The 25,379-nt window shown below is 66.4% G+C and carries 21 protein-coding genes and 1 tRNA gene; 13 read left to right on the top strand and 9 right to left on the bottom strand.

Translation table 11 applies throughout. The features are described 5' to 3' along the window. Positions 1–62: 62 nt before the first annotated feature. Positions 63–242, bottom strand: a complete 180-nt coding sequence (locus tag DFR52_RS09275; protein ID WP_110031652.1) for a PLDc N-terminal domain-containing protein — start codon at positions 240–242, stop codon at positions 63–65. Positions 243–491: 249 nt separating this feature from the next. On the opposite strand from DFR52_RS09275, the gene DFR52_RS09280 reads away from it, so the two are divergent. From DFR52_RS09280 to ppdK, 8 genes are all read left to right on the top strand, one after another. Further along, positions 492–1,238, top strand: a complete 747-nt coding sequence (locus DFR52_RS09280; protein WP_158284916.1) for a glycosyltransferase family 25 protein — start codon at positions 492–494, stop codon at positions 1,236–1,238. An 86-nt stretch (positions 1,239–1,324) separates the two neighbouring features. Further along, positions 1,325–2,263 (top strand): glycosyl transferase family 90, encoded by a 939-nt coding sequence (locus DFR52_RS09285; protein ID WP_110031654.1) that lies wholly within the window; start codon positions 1,325–1,327, stop codon positions 2,261–2,263. 64 nt (positions 2,264–2,327) lie between these two features. Then, positions 2,328–2,813: a DUF721 domain-containing protein gene (locus DFR52_RS09290; RefSeq protein ID WP_110032042.1), complete on the top strand. Its 486-nt coding sequence runs from the start codon at positions 2,328–2,330 to the stop codon at positions 2,811–2,813. A 196-nt stretch (positions 2,814–3,009) separates the two neighbouring features. Beyond that, complete coding sequence (locus tag DFR52_RS09295; RefSeq protein ID WP_425351167.1) at positions 3,010–3,810, top strand: DsbA family protein; 801 nt, start codon at positions 3,010–3,012, stop codon at positions 3,808–3,810. A gap of 102 nt (positions 3,811–3,912) precedes the next feature. Then, positions 3,913–7,377: a chromosome segregation SMC family protein gene (locus DFR52_RS09300; protein ID WP_110031656.1), complete on the top strand. Its 3,465-nt coding sequence runs from the start codon at positions 3,913–3,915 to the stop codon at positions 7,375–7,377. 218 nt (positions 7,378–7,595) lie between these two features. Continuing rightward, a complete protein-coding gene (locus tag DFR52_RS09305; protein ID WP_146215572.1) occupies positions 7,596–9,623 on the top strand; it encodes a polysaccharide biosynthesis protein in 2,028 nt (675 codons plus the stop codon). Positions 9,624–9,726: 103 nt separating this feature from the next. Continuing rightward, a complete protein-coding gene (locus DFR52_RS09310; protein ID WP_110031658.1) occupies positions 9,727–10,740 on the top strand; it encodes an MraY family glycosyltransferase in 1,014 nt (337 codons plus the stop codon). Between the two features lie 181 nt (positions 10,741–10,921). Then, positions 10,922–13,597 (top strand): pyruvate, phosphate dikinase, encoded by a 2,676-nt coding sequence (ppdK, locus tag DFR52_RS09315; RefSeq protein WP_110031659.1) that lies wholly within the window; start codon positions 10,922–10,924, stop codon positions 13,595–13,597. 22 nt (positions 13,598–13,619) lie between these two features. Here ppdK and DFR52_RS09320 read toward each other — a convergent pair whose 3' ends face one another. Together DFR52_RS09320 and DFR52_RS09325 are read right to left on the bottom strand one after the other, a co-directional pair. Next, entirely contained in the window at positions 13,620–14,012 is a 393-nt protein-coding gene (locus tag DFR52_RS09320; RefSeq protein ID WP_110031660.1) for a hypothetical protein, read from the bottom strand. Between the two features lie 3 nt (positions 14,013–14,015). Further along, on the bottom strand, positions 14,016–15,164 hold the full coding sequence (locus DFR52_RS09325) for a hypothetical protein (RefSeq protein ID WP_110031661.1): 1,149 nt from the start codon (positions 15,162–15,164) through the stop codon (positions 14,016–14,018). On the opposite strand from DFR52_RS09325, the gene DFR52_RS24215 reads away from it, so the two are divergent. Then, positions 15,142–15,561, top strand: coding sequence for a hypothetical protein (locus tag DFR52_RS24215; RefSeq protein WP_146215573.1), 420 nt, complete (start codon positions 15,142–15,144; stop codon positions 15,559–15,561). The two genes, DFR52_RS09325 and DFR52_RS24215, sit on opposite strands and share 23 nt — an antisense overlap. A 22-nt stretch (positions 15,562–15,583) precedes the next feature. Then, positions 15,584–16,678: a YeeE/YedE family protein gene (locus DFR52_RS09330; protein WP_110031662.1), complete on the top strand. Its 1,095-nt coding sequence runs from the start codon at positions 15,584–15,586 to the stop codon at positions 16,676–16,678. An 18-nt stretch (positions 16,679–16,696) separates the two neighbouring features. Here DFR52_RS09330 and DFR52_RS09335 read toward each other — a convergent pair whose 3' ends face one another. The 3 genes from DFR52_RS09335 to DFR52_RS09345 all read right to left on the bottom strand — a co-directional run bounded on the left by DFR52_RS09335 (position 16,697) and on the right by DFR52_RS09345 (position 18,935). Continuing rightward, entirely contained in the window at positions 16,697–17,134 is a 438-nt protein-coding gene (locus DFR52_RS09335; protein ID WP_110031663.1) for an aconitase X swivel domain-containing protein, read from the bottom strand. Next, on the bottom strand, positions 17,131–18,372 hold the full coding sequence (locus DFR52_RS09340) for an aconitase X (RefSeq protein ID WP_110031664.1): 1,242 nt from the start codon (positions 18,370–18,372) through the stop codon (positions 17,131–17,133). The genes DFR52_RS09335 and DFR52_RS09340 overlap by 4 nt, the downstream gene beginning before the upstream one ends. A gap of 161 nt (positions 18,373–18,533) precedes the next feature. Beyond that, positions 18,534–18,935, bottom strand: a complete 402-nt coding sequence (locus DFR52_RS09345) for a hypothetical protein (RefSeq protein WP_110031665.1) — start codon at positions 18,933–18,935, stop codon at positions 18,534–18,536. Between the two features lie 145 nt (positions 18,936–19,080). Between DFR52_RS09345 and DFR52_RS09350 the strand changes: the two genes are divergently transcribed. Next, positions 19,081–20,001 carry a DUF1499 domain-containing protein gene (locus DFR52_RS09350; RefSeq protein WP_110031666.1) on the top strand — a complete coding sequence of 307 codons (921 nt, stop codon included), beginning with the start codon at positions 19,081–19,083 and terminating at the stop codon, positions 19,999–20,001. Positions 20,002–20,050: 49 nt separating this feature from the next. On the opposite strand, the gene DFR52_RS09355 is transcribed toward DFR52_RS09350, so the two are convergent. Then, positions 20,051–20,959 (bottom strand): MBL fold metallo-hydrolase, encoded by a 909-nt coding sequence (locus tag DFR52_RS09355; protein ID WP_110031667.1) that lies wholly within the window; start codon positions 20,957–20,959, stop codon positions 20,051–20,053. Between the two features lie 285 nt (positions 20,960–21,244). Here DFR52_RS09355 and DFR52_RS09360 point away from each other — a divergent pair, with 285 nt between their 5' ends. Both DFR52_RS09360 and DFR52_RS09365 read left to right on the top strand, forming a co-directional pair. Beyond that, positions 21,245–21,826 carry a biotin transporter BioY gene (locus DFR52_RS09360; RefSeq protein WP_110032043.1) on the top strand — a complete coding sequence of 194 codons (582 nt, stop codon included), beginning with the start codon at positions 21,245–21,247 and terminating at the stop codon, positions 21,824–21,826. A gap of 213 nt (positions 21,827–22,039) precedes the next feature. Next, positions 22,040–22,113: transfer RNA gene (locus DFR52_RS09365), tRNA-Gln, on the top strand. Between the two features lie 456 nt (positions 22,114–22,569). On the opposite strand, the gene DFR52_RS09370 is transcribed toward DFR52_RS09365, so the two are convergent. Both DFR52_RS09370 and DFR52_RS09375 read right to left on the bottom strand, forming a co-directional pair. Then, positions 22,570–23,223, bottom strand: coding sequence for a response regulator transcription factor (locus DFR52_RS09370; RefSeq protein WP_110031668.1), 654 nt, complete (start codon positions 23,221–23,223; stop codon positions 22,570–22,572). Next, complete coding sequence (locus tag DFR52_RS09375) at positions 23,220–25,373, bottom strand: sensor histidine kinase (protein ID WP_146215574.1); 2,154 nt, start codon at positions 25,371–25,373, stop codon at positions 23,220–23,222. Before DFR52_RS09375 ends, DFR52_RS09370 begins: the two co-directional genes overlap by 4 nt. Between the last annotated feature and the right edge of the window lie 6 nt (positions 25,374–25,379).

Below are 25,379 nucleotides of genomic sequence, written 5' to 3' on the forward strand. Positions count from 1 at the left end.
GCCAAGGACCGGCGTCCATGAGGGCGCCGGTCCGAAGTGTCGGGCAATTCGTGGTCCGGTGACTAGACCCGGCGACCTGCCAGCAGCCAGATCAGCAGGCCGATAACGGGCAGGATGATGATGAGCAGGATCCACAACAGCTTCGAGCCCGTCGATCCACCGCCCTGCACAATCTTGATGATCGCCCAGATATCTGCAATCAGCACGATAAGACCCAAAATGCCGCCGTATTCAAATCCCATGTCAAAATCTCCTGATGAAACCGGTTGTATCGCGCACGAGATCGTGCGTTCTGCATATCCAACTAATATGTGGCGGAATGGTTCCGCTCAGCCGTTGGGATATCGTCGACTGTCCGCACCACAGGGGGCGGCAGGGCGCAAGGGTGCTGTTCGCCGCGCCCTCGCACGGGTGACACCAGGCGGATTCAGGGATAGAAGGCTGCATCCGACAGGCATCCCGCCCGGATGCTGAAATCCGCAGGACCACGCATGATCACGCCCGCACTGGTTATCAATCTGGACCGGTCAACCGATCGCTGGGATCTGTTTTCCGCCCGGGCCGCTGAAGTCGGTCAGCCCGTCGTCCGCGTTTGCGCCGTAGATGGCAACGCCATCCCTGCCGATCAACGTTTCGGTCTGAGCGTTGCCATGTTCAAGCTTTGCCATGGCCGGATTCCGCTGCCGGCGGAGTATGGCTGCTACATGAGCCACATCGCGGCGCTCAATCGGTTCTTGCAGATGAACATCCCGCATGGGGTGATCCTGGAGGACGACGCCGGGCTGCCGGACGATTTTGTCGAGCGCATTGCTGCCATCGTGGCGCTCGGACCGGAAACAGGTGTGGTCAAGCTGTACAATCACCGTGTGTCCGGCTTCATCGTCAAGGAGATCAGTGCCCTTGGCGATGAACTGGGGCGCTGCATCCACGGCCCGCTGGGCTCATCCATGGGCTATCTGGTCGACCGCGCCAGCGCCGAAAGGCTGCTTGCCGGCCTGCTGCCGATGTTCCTGCCTTTCGACATTGCGCTCGAGCGCTCCTGGCGCTACGGCAACAGGTTCAGGCTCGCCAGGCGCAACATTCTCGTGCCGCTGTCCTCCACGCTCATCTCCACCTTGACGGCCCCCGGCCTAAACTACAGAAGCACGAAGCTGCCGCTGCCCATGCGCACGCCGACCGCTTTTTTTCGGGGATCGGAGTATGCAAGGCGGGCGCTCTCAGTGCTGATCGGCCGGTGAAGTCCGCTCCGGGCGATCCCTGGCAGGTTGGCTCCGGATCGGTGGTGATGCCCATCATGTCGCCTCGTTGAAACGGGAAGGGTTCCATGTCGCTTCGCAGTCCAGGTCTTCGAGTTGCGTACTACATCGATGCGGTCGGACGGGACATGCTGCCGTCGAGTTGGCACAGGGCGCGCGCAAGGCGCCTGCTGGCGACGCTTGACAGCAATCCGCTCGATGAGTTCGAGCAGCGGCGGCTCGATCACTACATCAAGCTTGATCAGCCATTCCGCCTGATGGCGGGAGAGACGGTCGGCACCATTCCGAGGGGCAGATCCTATTACTACTATGACCTCCGGCGAAGCGCTGCGGCATTCAATCCGCACATGCGGTTGTTCTGCCGCTTCGGCGACATCACCACGGTGGCCGCCGAGCCGAGCATCGTCAAGAGCCGGCCGATTGACGGCGACAACGCGAATTCGGTCCTGATGAAGCTCGATGCCCTCAGGCATTTCAGTGTCCTGAGCGATCCTGTCCCGTTCGACGCCAAGCGTCCGGCCGCCGTGTGGCGCGGCGATGGCAAGAATCCCCTGCGGCGGGCGCTGGTGAGAGCCCATGGCCGCTCCCCCCGGCATGACATCGCCTATGTCGGCAAGCCGTTGGATGGTCTGGGAGAGCCGGGGCAATTCCTGTCCAAGCCCGATCACATGCGGTTCCGATATATCATCTCGCTGGAAGGCAATGACGTGGCGACCAACTTGAAATGGATCATGGCGTCGAACTCTCTCTGCCTGATGCCGAAGCCGAAATATGAGACCTGGTTTGCCGAGGGGCTGCTCATGCCGGGCTTGCATTATGCCGAAATGCGGCCCGATTTCGCAGATCTCGATGAGGTGGTCGATCACTATGAGCGCCACCCCGAGGAAGCCCGCGCTGTCATAGCCAACGCCCAAGCCCATGTGGCGCTGTTTCAGCGCCGGCAGAGGGAGGACATCCTTTCCCTGCTGGTGCTTTCGCGCTATCTCGAACTGGCAAATTCCGCCTGACTGCAATCGACCCCGCCGGCAACCGAGCAAAGGCAAGCATTTGGCCAAGCCGACCCATCCGGGAATGACACGGCAGATCGCCGAGATCGCCAACGGATTGATTGATCCGATCCTGGCCAAGCGCGCCGGCATCAACACGCTGCTGCTTGCGTCCTGGGGCGAAATCGTCGGCCAGCAGTTCGCCGACTGCTCGAGACCGGAGCGCATCCGCTGGCCGCGGCAGGATGGTCCCGACGAGCGCGGCGGCGGCTTCGCGCCGGGGGTGCTGACGGTCGCCTGCGAGGGGTCGCGGGCGCTGTTCCTGATGCATCAGGAGGCGGAGCTGATCGGCCGCGTCAACGGCTTCTTCGGCTTTCCGGCCATCACCCAGATCCGCATCGTCCAGAAGGCGATCAGCCAGCCATCGGCAAAGCCGGGGCTGCGGCCGCTCGACAGTCTGGAGCGGAAGCGCCTCGCCGACCTGCTGGCGGACGTGGAGGACCCCCGGCTCAGGGAGTCGCTGGAGCGATTGGGGAAGGGCGTCATCGGACGGCGACCGAAGCGCGGCTGACGGCAGAGCAGGACCACTGCTCTGCATTATCACTTCACTTTGATGCCCCGCCCACTTGTTTGACCACAATTGCGGCTATAGGAGTCCTTCAGCGCCCGGCGGCGACTGCTGTGCCGCCTGGCAAATCCAACGGATTTCCGAAACGGGAATCGGGCCAGCGCCTCTGTCGGCGCCACCGGCCCATACGATCAAAGGGATGCAACACATGGTTCGTCTGACGTCACGCCTGGCCACTTCGCTTGCAGTTTCACTGCTGGCCCTGACACTTGCCGCCTGCAGCGATTCCGACGACAAGGCCGAAGCGCCGGCAGCCGCTCCGACGGAGACCGCCGCCCCCGCCGTTCCCGCTGCCGATGTGGCTGCTGCGCCGGCGACCGACACGGCCGCCGCGACATCGCCGGAAACCACTGGCGCGACCCCGGCCGCCGTCGAGGCGCCGAAGCCGGACGGAGACGTCGACATGGCCAAGGTGCTCGAACCCGGGCCGCTCAAGGAGATGGCAATCGGCAAGGAGGACGCCCCGGTCACCATCGTCGAATACATGTCGATGACCTGCCCGCACTGCGCGCGCTTCCATGAGGGCACGTTTCACGCGCTGGTCGACAAATACGTCGATACCGGCAAGGTTCGCTTCATCCTGCGCGAGTTTCCGTTCGATCCGCGCGCCGCGGCCGCCATCATGCTGGCCCGTTGCGCACCCGAGAGCCAATATTTCCCCATGGTCGATGTGCTGTTCAAGCAGCAGCAGACGTGGGCCACCGCGGAAGATGCGCGCACGGCCCTGCTGCAGATCGCCCGTTTGGCCGGTTTTACACAGGAGTCGTTCGAGGCTTGCTTGACGAACCAGAAACTTCTCGATGATGTCAATGCGGTTCGCACCAAGGGCGCCGAACAGTTCGGGGTCAATTCCACGCCGACCTTCCTGATCAACGGGAAGCGTTATTCGGGGGAAATGTCGATTGAGAAAATGTCGGCGATCATCGACCCGCTGCTCTGATCGGGCAGACAGGCATCGGTCGCGGGGCGTCATGCCCCGCGCAGCCGTGCGCGGGTCGATGCGCCCGGCCGTGCCGGCCGGCGCCATGATCGGGTGCAGGTCATGAGATTCACCAAGCTCCGCCTGCTCGGCTTCAAGTCCTTCGTCGAACCGGTGGAGTTCGTCATCGAGCGCGGGCTGACCGGCGTCGTCGGCCCCAACGGCTGCGGCAAGTCCAATCTCGTCGAAGCCATGCGCTGGGTGATGGGCGAGAACTCCTACAAGAACATGCGCGCTTCCGGCATGGATGACGTGATCTTTTCCGGTTCCGGCCACCGGCCGGCGCGCAACACCGCGGAAGTCGGGCTCTTTCTCGACAACTCAGACCGCACCGCGCCCGCAGCCTTCAACGACAGCGACGAGATCCAGGTCACCCGCCGCATCGAGCGCGAATCCGGCTCGGTCTATCGGATCAACGGCAAGGAAGCCCGCGCCAAGGATGTGCAGCTGCTTTTTGCCGATGCCTCCACCGGCGCACGGTCGCCGTCGATGGTCGGCCAGGGCCGCATCGGCGAACTGATCCAGGCCAAGCCGCAGGCCCGCCGGCAGTTGCTCGAAGAAGCCGCCGGCATTTCCGGTCTGCACTCCCGCCGCCACGAAGCGGAATTGCGGCTGCGCGCGGCCGAGACCAATCTCGAGCGCCTTGATGACGTCACGTCCGAACTGGAGAGCCAGATCGAGAGTCTCAAGCGCCAGGCCCGCCAGGCCAGCCGCTTCAAGACCCTGTCGGCCGACATTCGCCAGGGCGAAGCGGTTCTCCTGCATCTGCGCTGGTCGCAGGCGAGATCGCAGGAGGCCGAGGCGGATTCGGCGCTGACCAAGGCCACGTCGCTGGTTGCGGAAATGGCCCAGGCGCAGATGGAAGCAGCCAAGCACCAGGCGATTGCCGCCCACAAGCTTCCGGAGCTGCGCGAGAACGAGGCCAAAGCCGCCGCCGCCCTGCAGCGGCTGCAGATCGCCCGCACCCAGATCGACGAGGAAGCCGAACGCGTCACCCGTCGCAAGCTGGAGCTTGAACGGCGCATCGAACAGCTGGCCGCCGACATCGCCCGGGAAGAGCGCATGATGGCCGACAATGCCGGGGCCATGGAGCGGCTTGCGCTGGAGGAAACCGGCATCCGTCAGGCTCTTGCAGAAAGCGGCAGTCGCGGCGTCGAACTCAAGGCCGGCTTTGAAACCGCTCGCGCCAAGCTCGGCGAAAGCGAGGTCGGACTCGGCGTCATCACCGCCGAACGGGCCGAGGCGGCCGCCGAGCGCAGCCAGCTTGAGCGCCGCATCCGCGATCTCGGCGAGCGCCACGGCCACCTGCAGCGCCAGATGCAGCGCCACGATGCCGATCTGGCCGAGCTTGCCGAGCGCATCGCCGGGCTGCCCGATCCTGCCGTCAAGCGGATCGAGGCGGACAAGGCGGCTGCGCAACTGGCCGAAGCCGAGGCCGCGCTTGCCCGCATCGAGCAGGCCCTGGAAGCGGCCCGCGCCGCCGACATCGCCGCCCGGGCTCCGGTGGCCGAGGCCCGCGCCAGTCTCAACGCGATTGAAACCGAGGCCAGGACCATCGCCCGTATGCTCAGCGCCGGCGCGGGCTCGGACCAGTTCCCCGCCGTGGTGGAGAAGATCAAGGTCGATCGCGGCTACGAGACCGCACTCGGCGCCGCCATCGGCGACGATCTCGATCTGCCGCTGGATGCGGCCGCGCCAGCCCACTGGCTGCTGGTTCCGGGAAGCGGCGATGATCCGGCCCTGCCCGAAGGCGTCACGCCGCTGAGCGCCCATGTCAGGGCTCCCGCCGAGCTCGCCCGCCGCCTGGCGCAGATCGGCCTGGTCGCCGATTTCGGCCATGCCAAGAGCCTGCAGCCGACATTGCGTCCTGGACAGCGCCTGGTGACCCGGGATGGAGCGCTGCTGCGCTGGGACGGCTATGTCGCCTCCGCCGATGCGCCGACTGCCGCGGCGATGCGGCTCGAGCAGAAGAACCGTCTGGCCGAACTCGAATCCGAAGTCACGGCCGCCACCGCCGTGCTCAGGCAGGCCGAACAGGGACAGGCGGCCGCCGAAGGCCTGCTGGCGGCAAGGAACAGCGAGCAGCGGCTGTCGCGTGACCTGATCCGCGATCTCGGCCGCGCGGTCACCAAATCGCGCGACGACCTGGCGAGCGCGGAACGTGCCTCGGGCGAACTCGCGAGCCGCCGCGCGGTGCTGGCCGAAACCCGCGCCCAGGTCGGCGCCCAGGCCCGGGAGGCGGCAGAGGCGCTCGATGAAGCCAATGCGGCGCTGGCCCGTTGTCCGGACCTCTCGTCACTCGATGCATCGCTTGCCAGGGTCACCGCCGAAGTCGCCACCGATCGCGGCCGCCTTGCCGAGGCGCGCGCCATGCATGAGGGACTGGAGCGCGAGAACGCCGCGCGCGCCCAGCGGCTTGCCGCCATCGGGGTGGAGCGCAAGGGGTGGGTCGAGCGCGCCGCCAATGCCGAAAGCCATGTCGTTGCCCTGCGCGAGCGCGCCCGGGAGGCCGGCGAAGAGGCCGCGACGATCACCGATGCGCCCGACGAGATCGCCGCCCGGCGCCGGCAGCTCATGAACCAGCTTGCGGAATCCGAGAAGCTGCGCTCGGCGGCGGCGGATTCCCTCGCCGCCGCCGAGACTGCTTCGCGTGAAGCCGACAAGCGGGCCACGGAGGCGATCGGCTCGCTCTCCCAGACCCGCGAGGCGCGCGGCCGCGCCGAAGAGCGGCTGATGGCGGCACGCGAGCGTCGCGAGGAGAGCGAGGCCAGAATCCGGGAGGCGCTCGATTGCGCTCCGCATGAGGCGATGCGGCATGCGGGCCTGACGCCCGGTTCCGATCTGCCGGACGCAGCAGTGGTCGAGCGCAATCTCGACCGGCTGAAGGTGGAACGCGAGCGGCTCGGGGCGGTCAATCTGCGCGCCGAGGAGGAGCAGGCCGAGCTGTCGGCCAGGCTGGAATCGATCATCGCCGACCGCGAGGACATCATCGAGGCGATCCGCAAGCTGCGCGCCGGGATCCAGAGCCTCAACCGCGAGGGTCGCGAGCGGTTGCTGGTGGCGTTCGAAATCGTCAATGCGCAGTTCCAGCGATTGTTCAGCCATCTCTTTGGCGGCGGGACCGCCGAGCTGCAGCTCATCGAATCCGACGACCCGCTGGAGGCCGGGCTCGAGATCCTGGCTCGTCCGCCCGGCAAGAAGCCTCAGACCATGACGCTGCTTTCCGGCGGCGAGCAGGCACTCACAGCGATGGCGCTGATCTTCGCGGTTTTTCTCACCAACCCGGCGCCGATCTGCGTTCTCGACGAGGTCGACGCGCCGCTCGACGACCACAATGTCGAGCGCTTCTGCAACCTGATGGACGAGATGGCGACGTCGACCGAGACGCGCTTCGTCATCATCACCCACAACCCGATCACCATGGCCCGGATGAACCGTCTCTTCGGCGTCACGATGGCCGAGCAGGGCGTGAGCCAGTTGGTCTCCGTCGACCTGCAGACCGCCGAGCAGCTGCGTGAGGCGAGCTGAGCCGACTTGCGCCTGCTCGCTGTCATCCCCGCGCACGCCCTCGCACGAATGACCATCCCAAATTCTAACAGGTTGCATGTTTCCCGGTATCGGCTCAGTTAGGGGAAGGACGCCCATCTGAATATCCTGCAGTTGCAGTTTGCATTGCCTGGAACGTCGGCATAAGGTCTGCCAGGGCAGCGCGAGCCGCAATTCATCGGACCCGATTGGTCAACGAAATGCCGCTGAAGAAACTTGAAACACTGGTTCATTTCTTGGGACTGCGTCCCGACCGGCGGGCAAAGCAGATCATTGCCGTTTTGTTTGATTGTTCGGCGGCAATGCTGGCCCTGTGGGTAGCGGCTTCTCTGCCGGCCAACCATGTGGTTTGGCCCGATCTCCGCAACATTGGCCTCTACGCGCTCTCACCGTTGATCTTCCTGCCGATTTTCGTGCGCTACGGTCTCTATCGCGCTGTCTTCCGCTACTCGGGGGCTGCCACCATCAAGACGCTGCTGGTCGCCCTCGGCCTCCATCTGCTGCTGTTTGTGCCGCTCATGCTGCTGAGCTGGTCCTATGTCGGCCTCACTCATCCCCGCACCGCGGCCTTCATCTACGCCATCCTCTTTCCGGCGCTCGTCGTGCTCTCCCGCTTCACCGTCCGCTTCGCGCTGACGAGTTCGAATCGGCGCGCGCCGGTCAAGCTGATGATCTACGGCGCCGGCCAGGCGGGGATCCAGACCGCCGATGCCCTGGAACGATCGCTTGTCTACCGCGTGGTGGGATTTCTCGACGACGATCCGCGCAAGGTTGGCCAGGTCATCAACAACCGTCGCGTCTACGACATGGCGGACCTCGATTCCCTCGTCAATCTGCAGGCGCTCGACGAGATCCTCATCGCCATGCCGTCGCTGGCGCGCCGCAAGCAGCTCTCGCTGCTGGCAGAACTGAAGCAGTGGCCGATCAAGGCGCGGATCCTGCCGTCGATGGATGATCTCACCTCGGGGCTGGTGACATTCTCCAACACCCGCAAGGTCAATTCGATCGACCTGCTGTCGCGCGCGCCCATCGTTCCGGAACACGGCCTGATGAAGGCGGCGGTCGAGGGACGCACGCTGCTGGTGACCGGGGCTGCCGGGACCATAGGGTCGGAAATCTGCCGTCAGGCGCTGGAATTCAGGCCGTCACGGCTGGTGCTCGTCGATCACAGCGAGTTCGGCCTCTACCAGATCGCGGCCGAACTCACGGAACTGGCCGGGTCCAGGCAGATCGACCTGGTCATCAAGCCCGTTCTCGGCAGCGTCCGGCATTACAAGCGCATGCGCTCGATCATCGCGGAGGCACGGCCCCACACCATCTTCCACGCCGCCGCCTACAAGCATGTGCCGCTGGTCGAACAGCATCCCTCCGAGGGGCTCGACGCAAATGCCTTCGGCACACTCAACGTGGCGCGCGCCGCCATCGAGCTGCAGGTGCCGTCCTTCGTGCTGGTTTCCACCGACAAGGCCGTTTACCCGCATTCGATCATGGGCGCCTCCAAGCGCCTGGCGGAGATGGTGGTGCAGGCGCTTGCCGACGATCCCGCTCCGCAGTTCGACGGCAATATCGAGATCATCCGCAAGTCCACCCATCTCTCGATCGTCCGCTTCGGCAATGTGCTAGACAGTTCCGGGTCGGTCATTCCGCTGTTTCGCCAGCAGATCGCGTCGGGCAAGGCCGTCACCATCACCCATCCCGATGTCACGCGCTATTTCATGACCATCGCGGAAGCCTCGCAACTGGTCATCCAGTCCTCGGTGATGACATCGGGCGGCGACATCTTCGTGCTCAAGATGGGCGATCCGGTCCGGATCCAGGATCTGGCTCGCCGCATGATCGAGTTGTCCGGAAACACGATCCGCGACGAGAAGAATCCGGGTGGTGACGTCGCCATCGAATATATCGGACTTCGCCGCGGCGAGAAGCTGCACGAGGAATTGTTCCATGGACCCGATGTCAGCGGCACGGAGCATTCCCACATTCTCTCCACCCGCGAACCGTTTCCGCGCTGGGCGGATCTGTCGATCGACATGCAGACCCTTGCCGTGCATCTCGGCCGCGATGACGTCGACGCCATCCGGGCCGAACTCACCCGGCTTGTGGGCTATCGCAGCCTGCCTGACCGCTCGCTCGCAGGCGAGAGGGCAGGGCCGCCCGAAAGGCCGGACAGTCCGCGCACACCGCCCTTCCAGGCCATCCTGCGCCAGCGCGAGACAGGCGCAGATTGACCGGCTTGCTGTGGCGTGCCTGCGCCACCGGCCATGCCGCGTCACCTTTTGCCATCCGGCGGGCCGGGGGCCTGCTCTGAACTGAATTGCGAACGGGGTCCCCATGGCTGGTATCTGGATTGCGGCAGCTGTCGCGTGCGCCGCAACTGCTGCTCTGCTCCTGATCCTGGACCGCTGTGCCGCGCCGACGTTTCTGGTCGCAGCGATAACACCGCGCTCGAACCACGCCCACCGTCCGCGCCAGCTTGGCGGGCTTGGCCTGTCCGCGGCATGGCTCGTGGCGGCAGCCGCGGTTGGCCTTGCAGGCGGCGTCAGTGGCGGTGCCGCCGGATGGATCGGGGCGGCAATTGCCCTGCTGGTCGTGGTCGGCTTTCTGGACGATGTCAGGCACCGGCCGGCCCTGTTCCGGCTAGCCGTGCATGCCGCCGCTGCAGCACTGGCCCTGTCTGCCTTCCCGCGCCTCATTCCCGACCTTGGACCCGTGCTGCCCTCCGCTTCGGGCACGGTCCTGGCCATGCTGGTGCTGGTCGCAAGCATCAACATCGTCAATTTCATGGACGGGCTCGACCTGATGAGTGTCGCCGGCGCCGGGATCCCGCTGGCCTTCGCGGCCATGGCGCTCTCCGGGCAGGGCGATGCGGGCATGATCGCCCTGCTGGCCGCCGGTGCCGCGGGCGGTCTTCTGGCTTTTGCCGGCTTCAACCGGCCGCCGGCTCGGATGTTCCTGGGCGACAGCGGCAGTCTTCCGCTGGGCCTCGTCTGCGGCCTGGCGATTCTCGCGCTGCACGATCTTCACGGCGGCCTGGCCGGGCTGGTGCCCTTTGCCTATTACGCGGTCGATTCACTCTCCACCCTGGCTCTCAGGGCAGCGCGGCTGCAGCCGTTCTGGCAGGCCCACTCGCAGCACGCCTACCAGAAGGCCTACCGTGCCGGGCTGTCGGCCTGGCGGATCTCCGGACTGGTGGCGCTGCTTTCGCTCGCCTGCGGACTTGGCCTGCTGTCCGCGGAGCCTGCCGGCATCTGGGCAGGCTGGTATCTGCCGGTGGCCGCCACGCTGCTCGCGGCGGTCCTGACACTCCACTTTCGGCTGGCCGCGCCCGGACGGGCAAAGACTTGATCTATTGGATCGATTAAACCGTTGCCTGCCACCTTTTGCGGATTGTAATTCGCCTGCCATGCGTTAATCCCGTGCTCAAGGGCGGATTTGTGCAGTGCGCAATCCAGTGGGTGAAGCGCCGCGGCAGCGGACGATGATCCAGGTTTCCCCAGCCGGGAACTGCGATCCGGGAAGGTTTGTCATGACAAAATGGGTCTACACATTCGGCGACGGTCAGGCGGAAGGGTCCGCGAAGGACCGCAATCTGCTCGGCGGCAAGGGCGCCAACCTCGCGGAAATGTGCCATCTCGGCCTGCCGGTGCCGCCCGGCATGACCATCACCACCGAGGCCTGTGTCTGGTACTACGACAATGGCCGCAAGCTGCCCGACGGTCTGGAGGCAGAGGTCGCCGCCGCGATGGACGCGGTGGGGGCGACTGCGGGCCGGCGTTTCGGTGACCGGGAGCGTCCGCTGTTGCTGTCGGTGCGCTCGGGCGCCCGCGCCTCGATGCCCGGCATGATGGACACGGTGCTCAATCTCGGTCTCAACGACGAGACGGTGCATGCGGTCGCCCGCGATTCCGGCGACGAGCGTTTCGCCTTCGACAGCTACCGCCGCTTCATCCAGATGTATGCCGATGTGGTCATGGGCCTCGACCATGACGTCTTCGAGGAGATTCTCGAGGACGAGAAGGCCAGGTTCGGCCGGGAGCTCGACACCGACGTGACCGCCGAGGAATGGCGCGTCATCATCGGCCGCTACATGTCGACCATCGAGCAGGAACTGGGCCGTCCCTTCCCGCAGGATCCGCACGAGCAGCTCTGGGGCGCCATCGGCGCCGTGTTTGCCAGCTGGATGAACGCCCGCGCCATAACCTACCGGCAGCTGCACGACATTCCCGCCTCCTGGGGTACGGCTGTCAGCGTCCAGGCGATGGTGTTCGGCAATCTGGGCGACACGTCGGCAACCGGTGTGGCCTTCACCCGCAATCCGTCGACCGGCGAAAATGCGCTCTACGGCGAGTTCCTGGTCAATGCCCAGGGCGAGGACGTGGTCGCCGGAATCCGCACCCCGCAGTCGATCTCGGAGCTCGCCCGCATCGAGTCCGGCTCCGACCGGCCGTCGCTCGAAAAGCTGATGCCCGAGGCCTATGCCGAATTCCTGGCCATCTGCGACCGGCTTGAAGCCCACTATCGCGACATGCAGGACCTGGAGTTCACCATCGAGCGCGGCAAGCTGTGGATGCTGCAGACCCGTTCGGGCAAGCGCACGGCAAAGGCGGCGCTGAAGATCGCCGTCGAAATGGCAGAAGCCGGGCTCATCACCAAGGCCGAAGCCGTCAGCCGCATCGATCCCGCCTCGCTCGACCAGCTTCTGCACCCGACGATTGATCCGCACGCCGTCCGCAATGTCATCGTCACCGGTCTCCCGGCCTCGCCGGGCGCGGCCACGGGCGAGATTGTCTTCACCTCCGACGAGGCGGTCGAGGCGGCGAAGACCGGACGCAAGGTCATCCTCGTGCGCGTCGAGACCAGCCCGGAAGACATCCACGGCATGCACGCCGCCGAGGGCATTCTCACCAGCCGCGGCGGCATGACCAGCCACGCCGCCGTCGTCGCCCGCGGAATGGGAATCCCGTGCGTTTCCGGTGCCGGCGGCATGCGCATCGACGGTCGCAACCAGACCCTCACCGCCCTTGGCGTCACGCTGAAGGCCGGCGATGTCATCACGCTCGACGGCTCCACCGGCCAGGTGCTGACCGGTGTCGTGGCGATGCTGCAGCCCGAACTGTCGGGCGATTTCGGCCGCATCATGGCATGGGCGGATTCGGCGCGCCGCATGACGGTGCGCACCAACGCGGAGACGCCGGCCGATGCGCGCGCGGCGCGTTCTTTCGGCGCCGAGGGCATCGGGCTCTGCCGCACCGAGCACATGTTCTTCGAAGGCGACCGCATCACCGCCATGCGCGAGATGATCCTCGCCGACGCCGAGGACGGCCGCCGCGCCGCGCTCGCCAAGCTGCTGCCGATGCAGCGCTCCGACTTCGTCGAGCTGTTCGAGATCATGAAGGGCATGCCGGTGACCATCCGCCTGCTCGACCCGCCGCTGCACGAATTCCTTCCCAAGACCGCCGAGGAGATCGCCGAAGTCGCCGCCGTCATCGGCGTATCGGCCGAGAAGCTGACGCAGCGCGTCGACGAACTGCACGAGTTCAACCCGATGCTCGGCCACCGCGGCTGCCGCCTTGCCGTCTCCTATCCGGAGATCGCCGAGATGCAGGCCCGCGCCATCTTCGAGGCGGCGGTCGAGGCGGCCCGGCTGACCGGGGCTCCGGTGGAGCCGGAGATCATGGTGCCGCTGGTCAGCCTTCGCGAGGAACTCGACTTCGTCAAGGCACGCATCGACGCCGTGGCGAGGGAGGTGATCGGTGAATCGGGCGTCGACATCACCTATCTCGTCGGCACCATGATCGAGCTGCCGCGGGCCGCCATCAGGGCCCATGCCATCGCCGAGGTGGCCGAGTTCTTCTCCTTCGGCACCAACGACCTGACCCAAACCACCTTCGGCATCTCCCGCGACGATTCAGCCTCGTTCCTGATGACCTATCGCCAGAAGGGCATCATCGAGCACGACCCCTTCGTCACTCTCGACATCGACGGGGTCGGCGAACTGGTGCGGATTGCGAGCGAGAAGGGCAGGGCGACGCGCCCCGGCATCAAGCTCGGCATCTGCGGCGAGCACGGCGGCGACCCCGCCTCGGTGCATTTCTGCGAAACCCTGGGGCTCGACTATGTCAGCTGTTCGCCCTTCCGGGTGCCCATTGCCCGACTGGCCGCTGCCCAGGCGGCAATCAAGGCCGGCGCCAGCGTGGACTGACAGCGGTCTGCGGCCTGACGCATCAGCCGCCGCGGCAGGCCTCGTTCCAGATCAGCGTGTGGTCCGAACCGGTCGAGACCTCGATCATGTGGTAGGTTTCGTCGCGGAAGCGAACCTCGCGGGTGCCCGGGCTGGCGGCATTGCCGTTGTCGATGCTGAACAGATACTCGCCGATGAAGGGTGGACTGTCGGCGGTCACGGTGGTTCCGGCCTTGACCGCGAAATACTTCATGACGGTTCCGTCGGGGCTGGCGAAGTGGAACCGCACATCCTTGCCGCAGGTATTGGCGAGCGTCAGCGCGGGCCGCCTGTCCACAACCTGGAACTCGCGCGCCAGGAATCCCGCCGGCATCTGCCCTTTCGCCGCGGCGTCCAGCAGGTCGAAATCCCGGTCGCCGAACAGGCGGGCAGTCACCCTTTAGTAGAAGCCGTCCGCGCCCGGCGCGGTCGAGGTGGCGAAGAAGCCGGTGAAATAGGCTTTGCCCTCGGCCGGTTCGCGCACCACGCCGAGCTGCCTGCTGGCAAGGCAGTTCTCGACCTCCACGGAAAGGGGAAGCCGGTTTCCCGCTGCGTCGGACCTGGGCGCGCTGCTTGCCCAGAACCTGCAGCCGTAGCTCGATCGCATGTCTCCGGGCTCGCCTTCGACCTCATCGACCAGCAGATAGGCCGGCGGCTTGCTGCGGCCGATCACGGAAAAGCCGGAGCGGCCCGTGTCAGCCCGCACCGTTCGGCCCGGCGCGGGCCGGAGCACCGCGAGAGCAACGCTCTGCGACTTGTCTTCGCCCTCCGGAGCGCGCCAGTAGCGCAGTTCCCGGACAGGGAAGCTCAACGTCTTCAGGCGACCGGTTGCCAGCACGCTTGTCCGGAAGTAGGCCACCGGCAGGCGGCCGGTCTCAAGCTCCGGATAGGCGGCCGAGGCGCAGTCATCGGGCACGGCGGCGATGTTGTCGCCGACCAGCACGGCCGGACAGCTGACGTAGCTGTCGTCGCCCTCCGTGGCGAAGACCTGCAGGATGCCCTGGCCATTGGCGAACGCTTCCATGCTCTGGGTCCATGCGGCCCTGGCGCCGCCTGAATCGCCCGCCATCATCCGGGCCTGGCTCAGCGGTCCGTCGTAGATCTTGCCGGTCTCGTCGGCGCTCTCCCACCATTGATGGCCTCCGACGGCGAGGAGCAGCAGCACACAGGCTATCAGTCCCCTTTCCGACCAGCTCCAGGGTTGCCGGTCCGGCACCGTGATGCCGCTGGCTTCGAAGTGCTGGTCGATTTCCTCGTCCAGTGTCATGTTCCGCTTTCGGGATTGCTCCGTCCCGGCCTCCGGCCCGGTGCGAACGAGGCGCAGCAGCGCCATCCGTTGCTTCAGCCGATCGCCCCGCCGATGGTTGGCGGCATCGATGCGCCCGTCGAACGGCGCGGCGAGGCGGACTTCGCCGCCTGGCGTGTCGAGCACTGCAATGACGTCGCCGGCTTTCACCGCGATATTCGTGCGCTCCTCGATCCACAAGAGCGTCATCGGGTAGGACGCCGTGTCCCGCGGCGGATAGATGTCGACTTTCTTCACGGCCATTGGTTTGCTGCTCGGACTTTGCCGGTTCCTGTCGATGGAGCGGGGGGCCGGGCGCGGCCGCGTTGGAACTTGCGGGCGCGATAGGTCGCGCCTGGGCGAACTGGCGAGCCTTGGCGAAGGTCAGCCTGACGCCGGCCAGATTGCCGAAGCGCCAAAAGCCAGTCAATGCCAAATCCATGGTTCGGCGATGTGCTTTAGCCTTTGTAATTATGCATGTCGTGATCCCGAAACCGCTGCACACTTTCGGGCGACATGCACCAGGGAGCTTGGCTCCCGCAGCATGACGGGCAAGCCATTCCACGATGTCCTCTCCGCTTGGAAAATTCTTCCGGTTGTGTATATGCAGGCGCAATCTCGGACCAAGCTGCGCCGCCGCGCATCATATATGGTTGTGTGAATATTATCGGAGCGCGAAAAGCATGGACCTGGTGCCACTCATTGACATGGTCGGCGAGGCCAACACGGCCCTGATCGGCGGCGCCGTGCTCGGCCTGGTGTTCGGCTTCTTCGCCCAGCGCACCGCCTTCTGCACCCGCTCGGCGGTGCTCGACCTGACCCGCGGCCGCGATCTGAAGGCGCTCGCGACCTGGGCCGCCGGCTTCGCCGTGGCCGTTCTCGGCGTGCAGCTGCTGTTGCTCACCGACACCATCAATGTCGCCGACACCCGCTTCTTCTCCACCGCGCAGAGCCTCTCGGGCGCCATCGTCGGCGGGCTGGTCTTCGGCGCCGGGATGGTGCTGGCGCGCGGCTGCGTTTCGCGCCTGCTGGTGTTGAGCGCCTCGGGAAATCTCCGCGCCGTCTTCTCGATCCTGGTGGTCGCGGCGGTCGCCTATGCCACCTATACCGGCGTGCTGGTGCCGCTCCGCGACGGCATCGGCGGCCTGTGGAGCACCGCCCGGATCGGCGGCAACGATCTCCTGGCGCAGGCAGGTCTGGGCCGGGGCTACGGCGTGGCCCTGGGTGTCGTGCTCGCCGCCATTGCCGTCGTGCTCGCCTTCAGGGCGCGGCTGTCCCCGCTCCGGATGGTCGGCGGCGCGCTCGTCGGCGCCACCATCGTCGGCGGCTGGTACTTCACCTACATGCTCTCGACCCAGGTCTTCGAGCCGATCCAGGCCGAAAGCCTCTCCTTCATCCGGCCGCTCGCCACCACGGCCGTGCTGGCGACGGCCACCGACGCCGTTGCCGGGCTAGACCAGGGCATCCTGGCGGGGATTCTCGCCGGCGCCCTGATCGCGTCGCTGCTGTTCGGCCAGTTCCGCATCGCCACCTTCTCCGAAGCCGGCACGCCTTCGATCCTCCGCTATACGGTCGGTGCGGTGCTGATGGGCTTCGGCGGCATTCTCGCCGTCGGCTGCACCATCGGCGCGGGCTTCACCGGTGGCTCGGTGCTGGCGATCTCGTCGCTGACGGGCCTCGCCGCGATGGTGCTGGGCGCCGCCGTCACCGATCGGGTGCTCGACGCCGCGCCGCTCCGCGCCAACCGCGGTTCGGTCTCCGTGGTCGCCGCCGAATAGACCCGTCGGGCCTGTCTCTCAGATGCCGGCCGCCGCGGCGGCCGTCACGCTCGGAGCCGCAGCGCTTTCGGCCTTGACCGTCACCCGCGCCGACCCGGCCAGCGCCAGCCAGTCGCCACGATCGCCGATCACCACCACCGGACATTGCTTGCCGTAGAGCATCATCGCCACCAGTGCGCCGGTGGCGATGATGGCGTCGTCGTGGACGAGGCAGATGGCCGCCGGCGCCGTGCCGAGCCGGATCGCCTCGGCCAGCACCGAGGCGCCCGAGGACGAGCCGCGGCCGCGCTCCATGAACAGGATCCGGCCGCTGAGACAGGCGCCGTGCTGCGGATGGAACCGGTCGATGACCGCGCCCGTGGCGCTGTCGAAGCCGCCCCAGAAGCTCAAGGGTTCATCGAGCAGCAGGGGCTCGCCGCTCGCCGATCCCGCCACCTGCGTCCGCATCCCGGTCATGCCCGCACCACCTGTCCGGCCCGCGCCGATGCCATGCAGTCGGCCAGCGTGCCGAAGCCGACGTCGACGCCGAGATTGCCCGGCGCGTAATAGGCCCATTTGCCGGAATTGGTCATCACCGCGCCCGAGAGATCGCGCATGATCGAGGTCACATAGGTGCAGGTGTCGACCACGACGGTGACGCCGGCCCGCTCGAGCTGCCGGTCCCAGCCGCGCGCCTGGAGCTGTCCCCATTCGTGCCGTCCGGTGTTGACATAGACGTCGACGGTGAAGCGTTCGCCGCACATCGGCATCAGCCGCTCGAACTCGCGCATCGAGAAATGCGGCGTCCCGAGCGCCACGGCGCTGAGCGCCGCGCCGTCATGGACGGTGGCAAGCCGGCTCAGGATGAGGGCGATGTCGGCGGCGTCGAGCCGGCCTGCGAGCGGCACCTCGACGCCGCCGGTGGCGGTCATCAGATCCGGCGCTTCCGGCGTCAGTCCGACGGCATGGAACATCGCCACCGCGCCTGAGGAGGCGGCCGCCGCACCCAGCGCCTTGAGATCGTCCTCCGAGGTGACGCGCGGCAGACCGGTGATGGCGGCGATGGTGGCGCCGCATTCCCGGCCGACGAACAGCCCGGCCGCCACCGCGATCTGTCCGGCCTCGTCGGCGGATGCCGCCTCCAGCCCGACGATCTCGACCCGCGTACGGGCCAGCCGGTTCTCGCTCCGGTGCAGGCCGTAGTCCGGCACCCGGCCGGTCAGCGCGCAGGCAAGGTCGATGAAGTCGCCGTAGCGGTTGGTGCGCGCGCCGATGACGGAGTTGGCAAACACGATGGCATTGGATTCGGCCCAGGCGATCTGGTCGCCGAGCTGCGGCCGGAACAGGGTCTGGTAGGGCGCGCAGGTGAAGCTCGGCACGCAGCCGAGCGCACCGTGCGCCTCCATCAGCCGCTTGCCGGCGGAGCCGAGCGCCGGATCGCCGTTGAACAGTTCGGGATGGATGAGATCGACCGAGCCGACATTGAGCGTGGTGGGCACCCGCACGCGGCCGCCCAGCGCGACGAAGCGCTCGGCGAAATCAAGGCTGGCCTGGCCGTGATAGAGGCAGCCGTCGACATGGGCGGAGGCGCAGTCGATGAGGCCTGGCGCGCCCACGGCCTCGGCGAACCTGATCAGCAGCGTCAGCGCATCGGCTGCCGCCGCGCCGTCGGCGCCCGCCAGCATGGATCTGTCGGCATCGGAAAGGTCGAGCATGGTGTCTCCGATTCTGTGGGGCGGAGACTACAGCATTTCCGGAGGAAGTGAATTTCCCTGCGCCGCGGCACCGTGCGGCAGACCTGCAGGCCGGAGCTCCCCTGCGTGCCTGCGAACGGCGGAAGCGCTCCAGGGCTCAGCGGCGACCGGGGGAGCCGCGTTCAGAGCTTTTCGAGGACGTCGATGAAGGCGCGGGCAAAGTCGGCGAGCCCCGCCGTGCGCTCGTCGGGCACCCCGACCTTCAGCTGCTCGCCGTCCTGGTCGAGAGAGACCAGCAGCAGCTGGTCTTCGCCTGGCTGGCCAAGGCGGACGACGGCGATGCGCTGGTCGGTGTCGGACAGGCCGGACGCGGGCAGGTCGAACAGGAACTCGCCGTCGAGCGATTCGATGGCCTGGCGCACCGCGAAGGAAAAGCCGAGCGAACGGATGTCGCCGATGTCGAGCGCGAGCTCAAGTTCCACCATCTCCAGCGACAGCGGCCTGGCCGAAGGGGAAATCGACAGGGCGGCCGAATCGGCGGCTGCCGAAGTCTGCGTGGGGGTGATCATGGTCGCAGGGGTCATGCGGTGCTCCTGATATCGTTCCAGCCTTTCCCCTGCGGGAGAGTTTCCCGGCCAAGAATGGCCGAAGTGTGGCGCTTGCCGAGCCGGAAGCGAACCGGTAAGGGTCAACCGCAATCAGCGTCAATCCCCAGCCTGCGCGTTTTCCATGCCCTTTCGTTATGAGCGTCCCAGTTCGATCGCCGCAGCCTGGTCCCGCGGGCTGGGCCGGTTCGCGCTGGTGCTTGCGCTTGCGGCCGCGCTGCTGCACCGCGCCGGCATGCTCAGCCTGCCCAACGCGGTGGCGGTGATCCTGCTCGCCGCGGGCCTGGCAATCCTGGTTGTCGGCCTGTCGGCGGTGGGCTTCTTCATGCTGTGGAGGATCGGCGCGCGCGGCGGACGCTCCGCCTTTGCCGGACTGGTGATGGCCGGGCTGGTGCTTGGCCCCGTCGGCATTGCCGCCAGCCGCTATGTGCTGCTGCCGGCGCTGCACGACCTCTCCACCGATCCCGTCGACCCGCCGCAATGGCTCGAGGAGCCGGCGATCGCGCCGTCCTGGCTGCCGCGCACAGCCGGGTCGGGTCCGGAGCGGCGCGGGGCGCAGGTTCTCGCCTATCCGGAATTGACGGGACGCCGCTATGAAGGCGCCATAGACCGGGTGCTCCTGGCCGTGCAGGCGATCGTGGTGGCGCGCAAGTGGACGCTGGTGGCAAGCCGGGGCGCCGAAGAGCTGGCGCAGGGGCTGGAGCTGGCGCCGGAAGCCGGCGACGAAGAGACCGCGGTGCCGGCGGCGACCACCGGCGAGGCCGACCCGGCGCGCGCGCCGATTCCCGAGCCGCGGCCGCAACTCGAGACCCTGCCGCTTGCGCCGCTGCCCACCGACGTGCGGCTGCAATATGCCTTCCGCTCGAGGATTCTGGGACTCGACCACGATGTGCTCATCCGCCTGGTCGAGGAGGAGGAGACGACCTTCGTCGACCTGCGCGCGGCCACCCGTGACGGCGACCACGATCTCGGCCTCAATGCCGAACTGATCAAGGATTTCCTGCGCGAACTCGATGTGAGCCTGCTCGGCATCGCCGGCGGCTGAGCCGCAGGCATGGATCCCGGATGGCTTGCGTCCGACAAACGCGCCCGGATCAGCCCGGCCGGTATTCGCCGGCCAGCGCCGGCGGTCCGTCGGTGACGATCTGGCCGCGGCCGACGAGATCCTCGAGATGCGCCAGCACCGACAGCGCCGCCGCGCCATGCAGCCGCGGGTCGGTGTCGCGATACATGGCCGCCACGATTTCGGCAATGCGCCTGTCGCCCTGGTTGACCCGCTCGATGATTGCCCGCTCGCGCAGGCGCCTGTGCGTCTTGAGCGCCCGCACGAAGGGCAGCGGGTCGTTGACAGGTCCGCCGTGGCCGGGGAAGTACATGGTGTCGCGGCGCTGGGCGAGCATGTCGAGCGAGGCCATGTAGTCGCTCATGGCACCGTCGGGCGGCGCGATGATCGAGGTCGCCCAGGCCATCACATGGTCGCCGGAAAACACGATTCCGCTGCCGTCGAGCGCGAAGGCCGCGTGATTGGCGGTGTGGCCTGGCGTGTGCAGCACCTCGATGCGCCAGCCGTCGCCATCGATCATCTGGCCGTGGGCGGCGGCGATGTCGGGCCGGAAGTCCATGTCGGAGCTCTCGGCCAGCGGATTGATCTCGCCCACATGCAGCTGCCGGGCGGCGCGGTGCGGGCCTTCCGCCACCGTCACCGCTCCGGTCTCGGCCTTCAGCCTGGCCGCCAGTGGCGAGTGGTCGCGGTGGGTGTGGGTGACGAAGATGTGGCTGACCGGACGGCCGCCGATGGCAGCGAGCAGCGTGGCCCAGTGCGCCTCGTCGATCGGGCCGGGATCGATGACGGCGAGCGTGTCGCGGCCCAGGATGTAGCTGTTGGTGCCGTGAAAGGTCATCGGCCCTGAATTGTTCGCCGTCACCCGCACAATCGCCTCGGCGACAGGCACCGACTGGCCGTGGGCGGGATCGAAGTCGCGGACGAAATTGGGATCTGACACGGCAAGCTCCGGATGGGGCGGGCAGGGGCGCCGCCCGCGCGCCCTGGGCGCAGGTCTGGCCTGGTTCGGCCGCACCCTGCCTAGCCTGCATCGGCAGCGAATTCAATCTCGCGTGGCCGGCCCCGGGCGCCTCCCCGCCGGCTGGCCGCGCGCTGTGCCCCGGGCTGTGGAGGGTGGGGCAAGAGTGGCCGTGGCCGCTTGCCGTCACCGGGGGAAACCAATATAGAAACGGTAAGAGGCAACGGGAAAATCCGTTGCCTGCCATCAATTTGGAGGTCGATGACCATGGCTTTTGCTCCCGCCCGCTCGTTTGCTCAAACCCACATGCCCTCGGGCCAGGCGGCGCGTCTTGCCACCTATGCCGGCCTGGTCATTGCCGGTTCGATGCTGATCGCACTCGCCGGCAAGATCACCGTGCCGTTCTTTCCGGTGCCCGCCACGCTGCAGACGCTGGCGATCTTCACCATCGCGGCCGCCTATGGCCGCAACCTGGCGGTCGCGACCTTGGCGGCCTTCCTGGTCGAGGGCGCTCTCGGCCTGCCGGTCTTCACCAATGGCGGCGGCCTGGCCTATTTCGCCGGTCCCACCACCGGCTATCTGGCGGGCTTCGTGCTTGCCGCCGGCCTGACCGGCTATGCCGCCGACCGCGGCCTTGACCGCAACCCGCTCAAGCTCTTCGGCGTCAATCTCGCCGGCTCGGCCATCATTCTCGCTCTGGGCGCTGCCTGGATCGCGCTCGTCTTCGGCGCCGACAAGGCCATTGCCTGGGGCGTCGGCCCGTTCATCTACACCGACGTGATCAAGGCGGCGCTGGCCGCGGCGATCGTGCCGGCCGGCTGGCAGCTCGCCAGCCTGTTCCGCCGCTGAGACTGTCCGGCACGACGCAATCCGTCTGGCCGGCACCGCGACGACACCATCATGAACCGCGGGGCGCCCCAGGCACCCCGCGGTTTTTCTTTGGGGCGAATTTGTCGGCCCGGCCGCACGACAATGCTTGTGGACGGCCGCGCATTTTGCTATCCCCGCCACACTTCGGAGCGAGATCCGGCGTAACCTGCGGGACCGGCCTCCGGACCCTGTTGGGGCGTAGCCAAGCGGTAAGGCAGTGGTTTTTGGTACCGCCATCCCTGGTTCGAATCCAGGCGCCCCAGCCAAGCTTTCATTTTCAAGTCAAGAATCCAGGTTTTCCAGCACTTGTGTTTTAGCTGGGAATCAAGATTCAGGCACTGTGGTACAGGACTGTCTTACACGACTTTCGTACGCCCATGTTCCCAGCCTTGGCTCAGAGCGTATGTCGGCACATCAGCAGTGTTCTCTATCGTCAGCTGGCAAACAGTATGTTCTGCAAACCTGCTGCAATAGCAGGGCGACAATCTATATCGACGCTTAAACGCCTGCAGAAACCACCTGTCCGTCGACCTTGATGCGGGGCTTGTGGCGGTCCAATACTCCGGGTTGGCCGCTCGATGGTTGCAACCGGTGATGAAAAAGGTGTCAGGGTTCAAACGATAGGCTGGCGAAGGGTTAGGTGGGACGCTTTTCGATTTCTCGCATCCATTCGCATAGTTAAGTCCGTCAGGTCGCAGAAGCTGTGACATCAAGGTGCGATATCACAGCATCCCCGGATCTCCCGGCGTCAGGCCCATGCGCGTGGCATGCCATGTGGCTTCGGCGCGGGAGGAAATCCCGAGTTTCCTGTAGATCGATTTCAGGTGACTGGCGATCGTGCTTTCCGACACGGCCAGGGACTCGGCAACGTCACAATTGCGCAGTCCGCGGCTGATGAGGGCCAGAACCTCGCGCTCCCGTGACGTCAGCTTTGATGTCTCTTCGGACACCGGCCCGGTCAGGCGGAAGTGCTCCATGATGCGTCGTGCGATCGACGGCGACAGTGCGGGAACACCCTCGGCAAGCTGGGTAAGTTGCAGCACAATGCGTTCGGCGGGCTGTTCCTTGAGCAGGTAGCCGCTCGCCCCCCGCGACAGCGCGGCAACGATGTTGGCATCGTCCGCCATCACCGTGGTGACGACACCAAGCGTCGGCGCGCCGGACTGGCGCAGATGCGAGAGCAGGTCCAGGCCGTTGCCGTCGGGCAGCCCGAGGTCGATCAGGGCCAGGTCGAAGACGAAGCGGTCGACCGCCGCCCGGCCGGCGCGCAGGTTGTCGGCCATGGTGGCGGTACAGTCGGGAAAGGCTGCGCGCGCAACCTCGCCGAGCCAGATCCGCGTTTCCGACACATCCTCGACGATCAAGACGTGCTTCATGGGTGCATCCCCTCGACTGTAGAGAACTGCGCCTTCAGGGTGAAGCCCGGGCCGCTCTCGATGATTTCCATCCGCCCCTTGAGCCCGGCGAGCCTTACGCGCATGCCGGCAAGCCCGGTGCCGCTGCCGCCGTCGCGCGGTTGATCGCCGGCAGTGCTCTGCCCGTCATCGCTGATGGTCAATTCCAGCCGATCGTCGGCGTGGCCGATGGCGACACTGACGCTGCTGGCGTTTGCATGGCGGATGGAGTTGCTGACCGCCTCGCGAATGATCGAGCGCAAGGCATTGGCGGCGACGGGGGAGACGGGTGCATCGTCGGCGCCATGCGAGGACCAGCGCAGGGCGATGCCGGCCGCGAAAAGCCTTTCCGCGGTCTCGAGCCGCAATTCGGCCAGGCTTTCATCGAGCGATTGCGGAACGCCGGTGACATTGTTGATGATATCCCGCAGATCCGACAGCGCATCCCGGATCATGGCGTCCTTGCTTTCGGGCTTCGTGCCGTGCAGGGCGCTCAGAAGCTTCGCGCCTATATTGTCATGCATGTCGCGCCCGATGCGGGCCCGTTCCTCGGCTATGCCCTGGGCATAGGCGTCGCGGCTGGCGCCGGAATGCCTCAGCATCTCGTAGAGGTCGCCCGCCAGATTGACGTCGCGTCGCGAAAACGGCGCCACCGCGGTGCCCGCGCGAACGAGCCTGAGCGGCGAGACCAGACCGCCGCCGGGGATGCTCAGAGAGCGTCCGTCAGCCTCAAAATGCGGGGCATCCGAATCCGCCGTACTCTCCATCTGCAGGGGGCCGAAGGCGCGGAGGAGGAGGTCCTGCCACTTCCGGTTTCGCGCAGCGTCGGGAACGGTCATCGCCACGTTCACCACCTCCTCGAACATCTGCCGCTGCAGATTTTGCCGGGGCAGGAAATGCCGGGTTATCGCCGCGCGCAGGAGAATGAACAGCACGCTCACCGAGACGACGGAAATGCCAAAAGCCGGGACTTCATCAAGCGAGGTCACCGAGATGAGGAGAATGTGCACGATGGCGAAGGCGACGACGCCCGCGCCGTAAAGCAGCAAGCGGAATGTCCATATCTCGATATCCGCCAGGCGATAGCGGATAACGCTGAGCGTCATGCCGCCAAACAGGACGAGCGCTATGGCGAAGCCTGCCACCGGCGGCACATAGGCCTCGCGGTCCAGCAAAGGCGGGATGGTGTAAAACAGATTGAAAATGGCAATGCAGAGCGCCAGCGAGAAGCCGAACCAGCCGAGCGCCGTGCGGGTCTGCGGGTCACCCCTCGCGCGCAGATATTGCAGGGCTGCCGCAAGAAACGCCGCCGAAGCGGTCAGCGTGATCGGCAGATATCGCGCCACGCCCGGCACCGAAAGGCCGATCTGGAAGAATTCGATGACGCTCCAGACGGCAAAGACTGCGGCAAGCACGCCGAGCATGGACATCGGCACCAGGCTGCGCGGATAGACCAGAAACAGCGCCAGCAGCAGCACGCAGAAGCCCAGCGATCCGGACGAGTTGAGCGCCGAGAGCGCGCGGAACAGGTGGCCGTCGAGGGCGAGCTCACGGGAGGTGTAGATGGCGGTCGGAAAGCAGCCGATCAGCAGGGCGGCGTTGCTCAGCAGCAGAATTCTTACCCCAAGGACATTCTGGCGGAAGCCGAGCGCCCAGCCGGAGATGAGCGCGCTGGTGATGCCGGCGAGCAGCTGGATCCAGAAGACGATGGGCAATGTGGCAACCGGCCGTGAACTGCCCGGCTCGAAGCTCGTCGTCGAGCCGTCCGCCAATGTGAAGGTGACCGTTCCGGATCGGACAATGTTTGCGATCTGGTGCTGGCGGACGAAGAAATTCCGATAATCCGCATAGGTCTTGGCGGCATCCGGCTCCTCGACCGCGTCGAAGGGCTGCAGGGTCACTTCCTGCCCGCCACCGGCAACCTTGCGAAGATAGTCGCCCGGCTCGAGGCCCATGGCTGGCCCGTGCGGATCAACGGCGACGACCCTCAATCCCCGCTCGACATTCTGGCCCGAAAGGGTGACCCCCATCCAGGGCTGGGCGAGTGCGATGTAGAGGGCCGCGGCAGCCAGAAGAGCCGCCGCAAGCCCGGCGGCCATGACACTCAGGAACGAGCTCTTTCGGTATTCCAATGACAG

The sequence above is a fragment of the Hoeflea marina genome, assembly GCF_003182275.1.
GTDB classification, from domain to species: Bacteria; Pseudomonadota; Alphaproteobacteria; order Rhizobiales; family Rhizobiaceae; genus Hoeflea; species Hoeflea marina.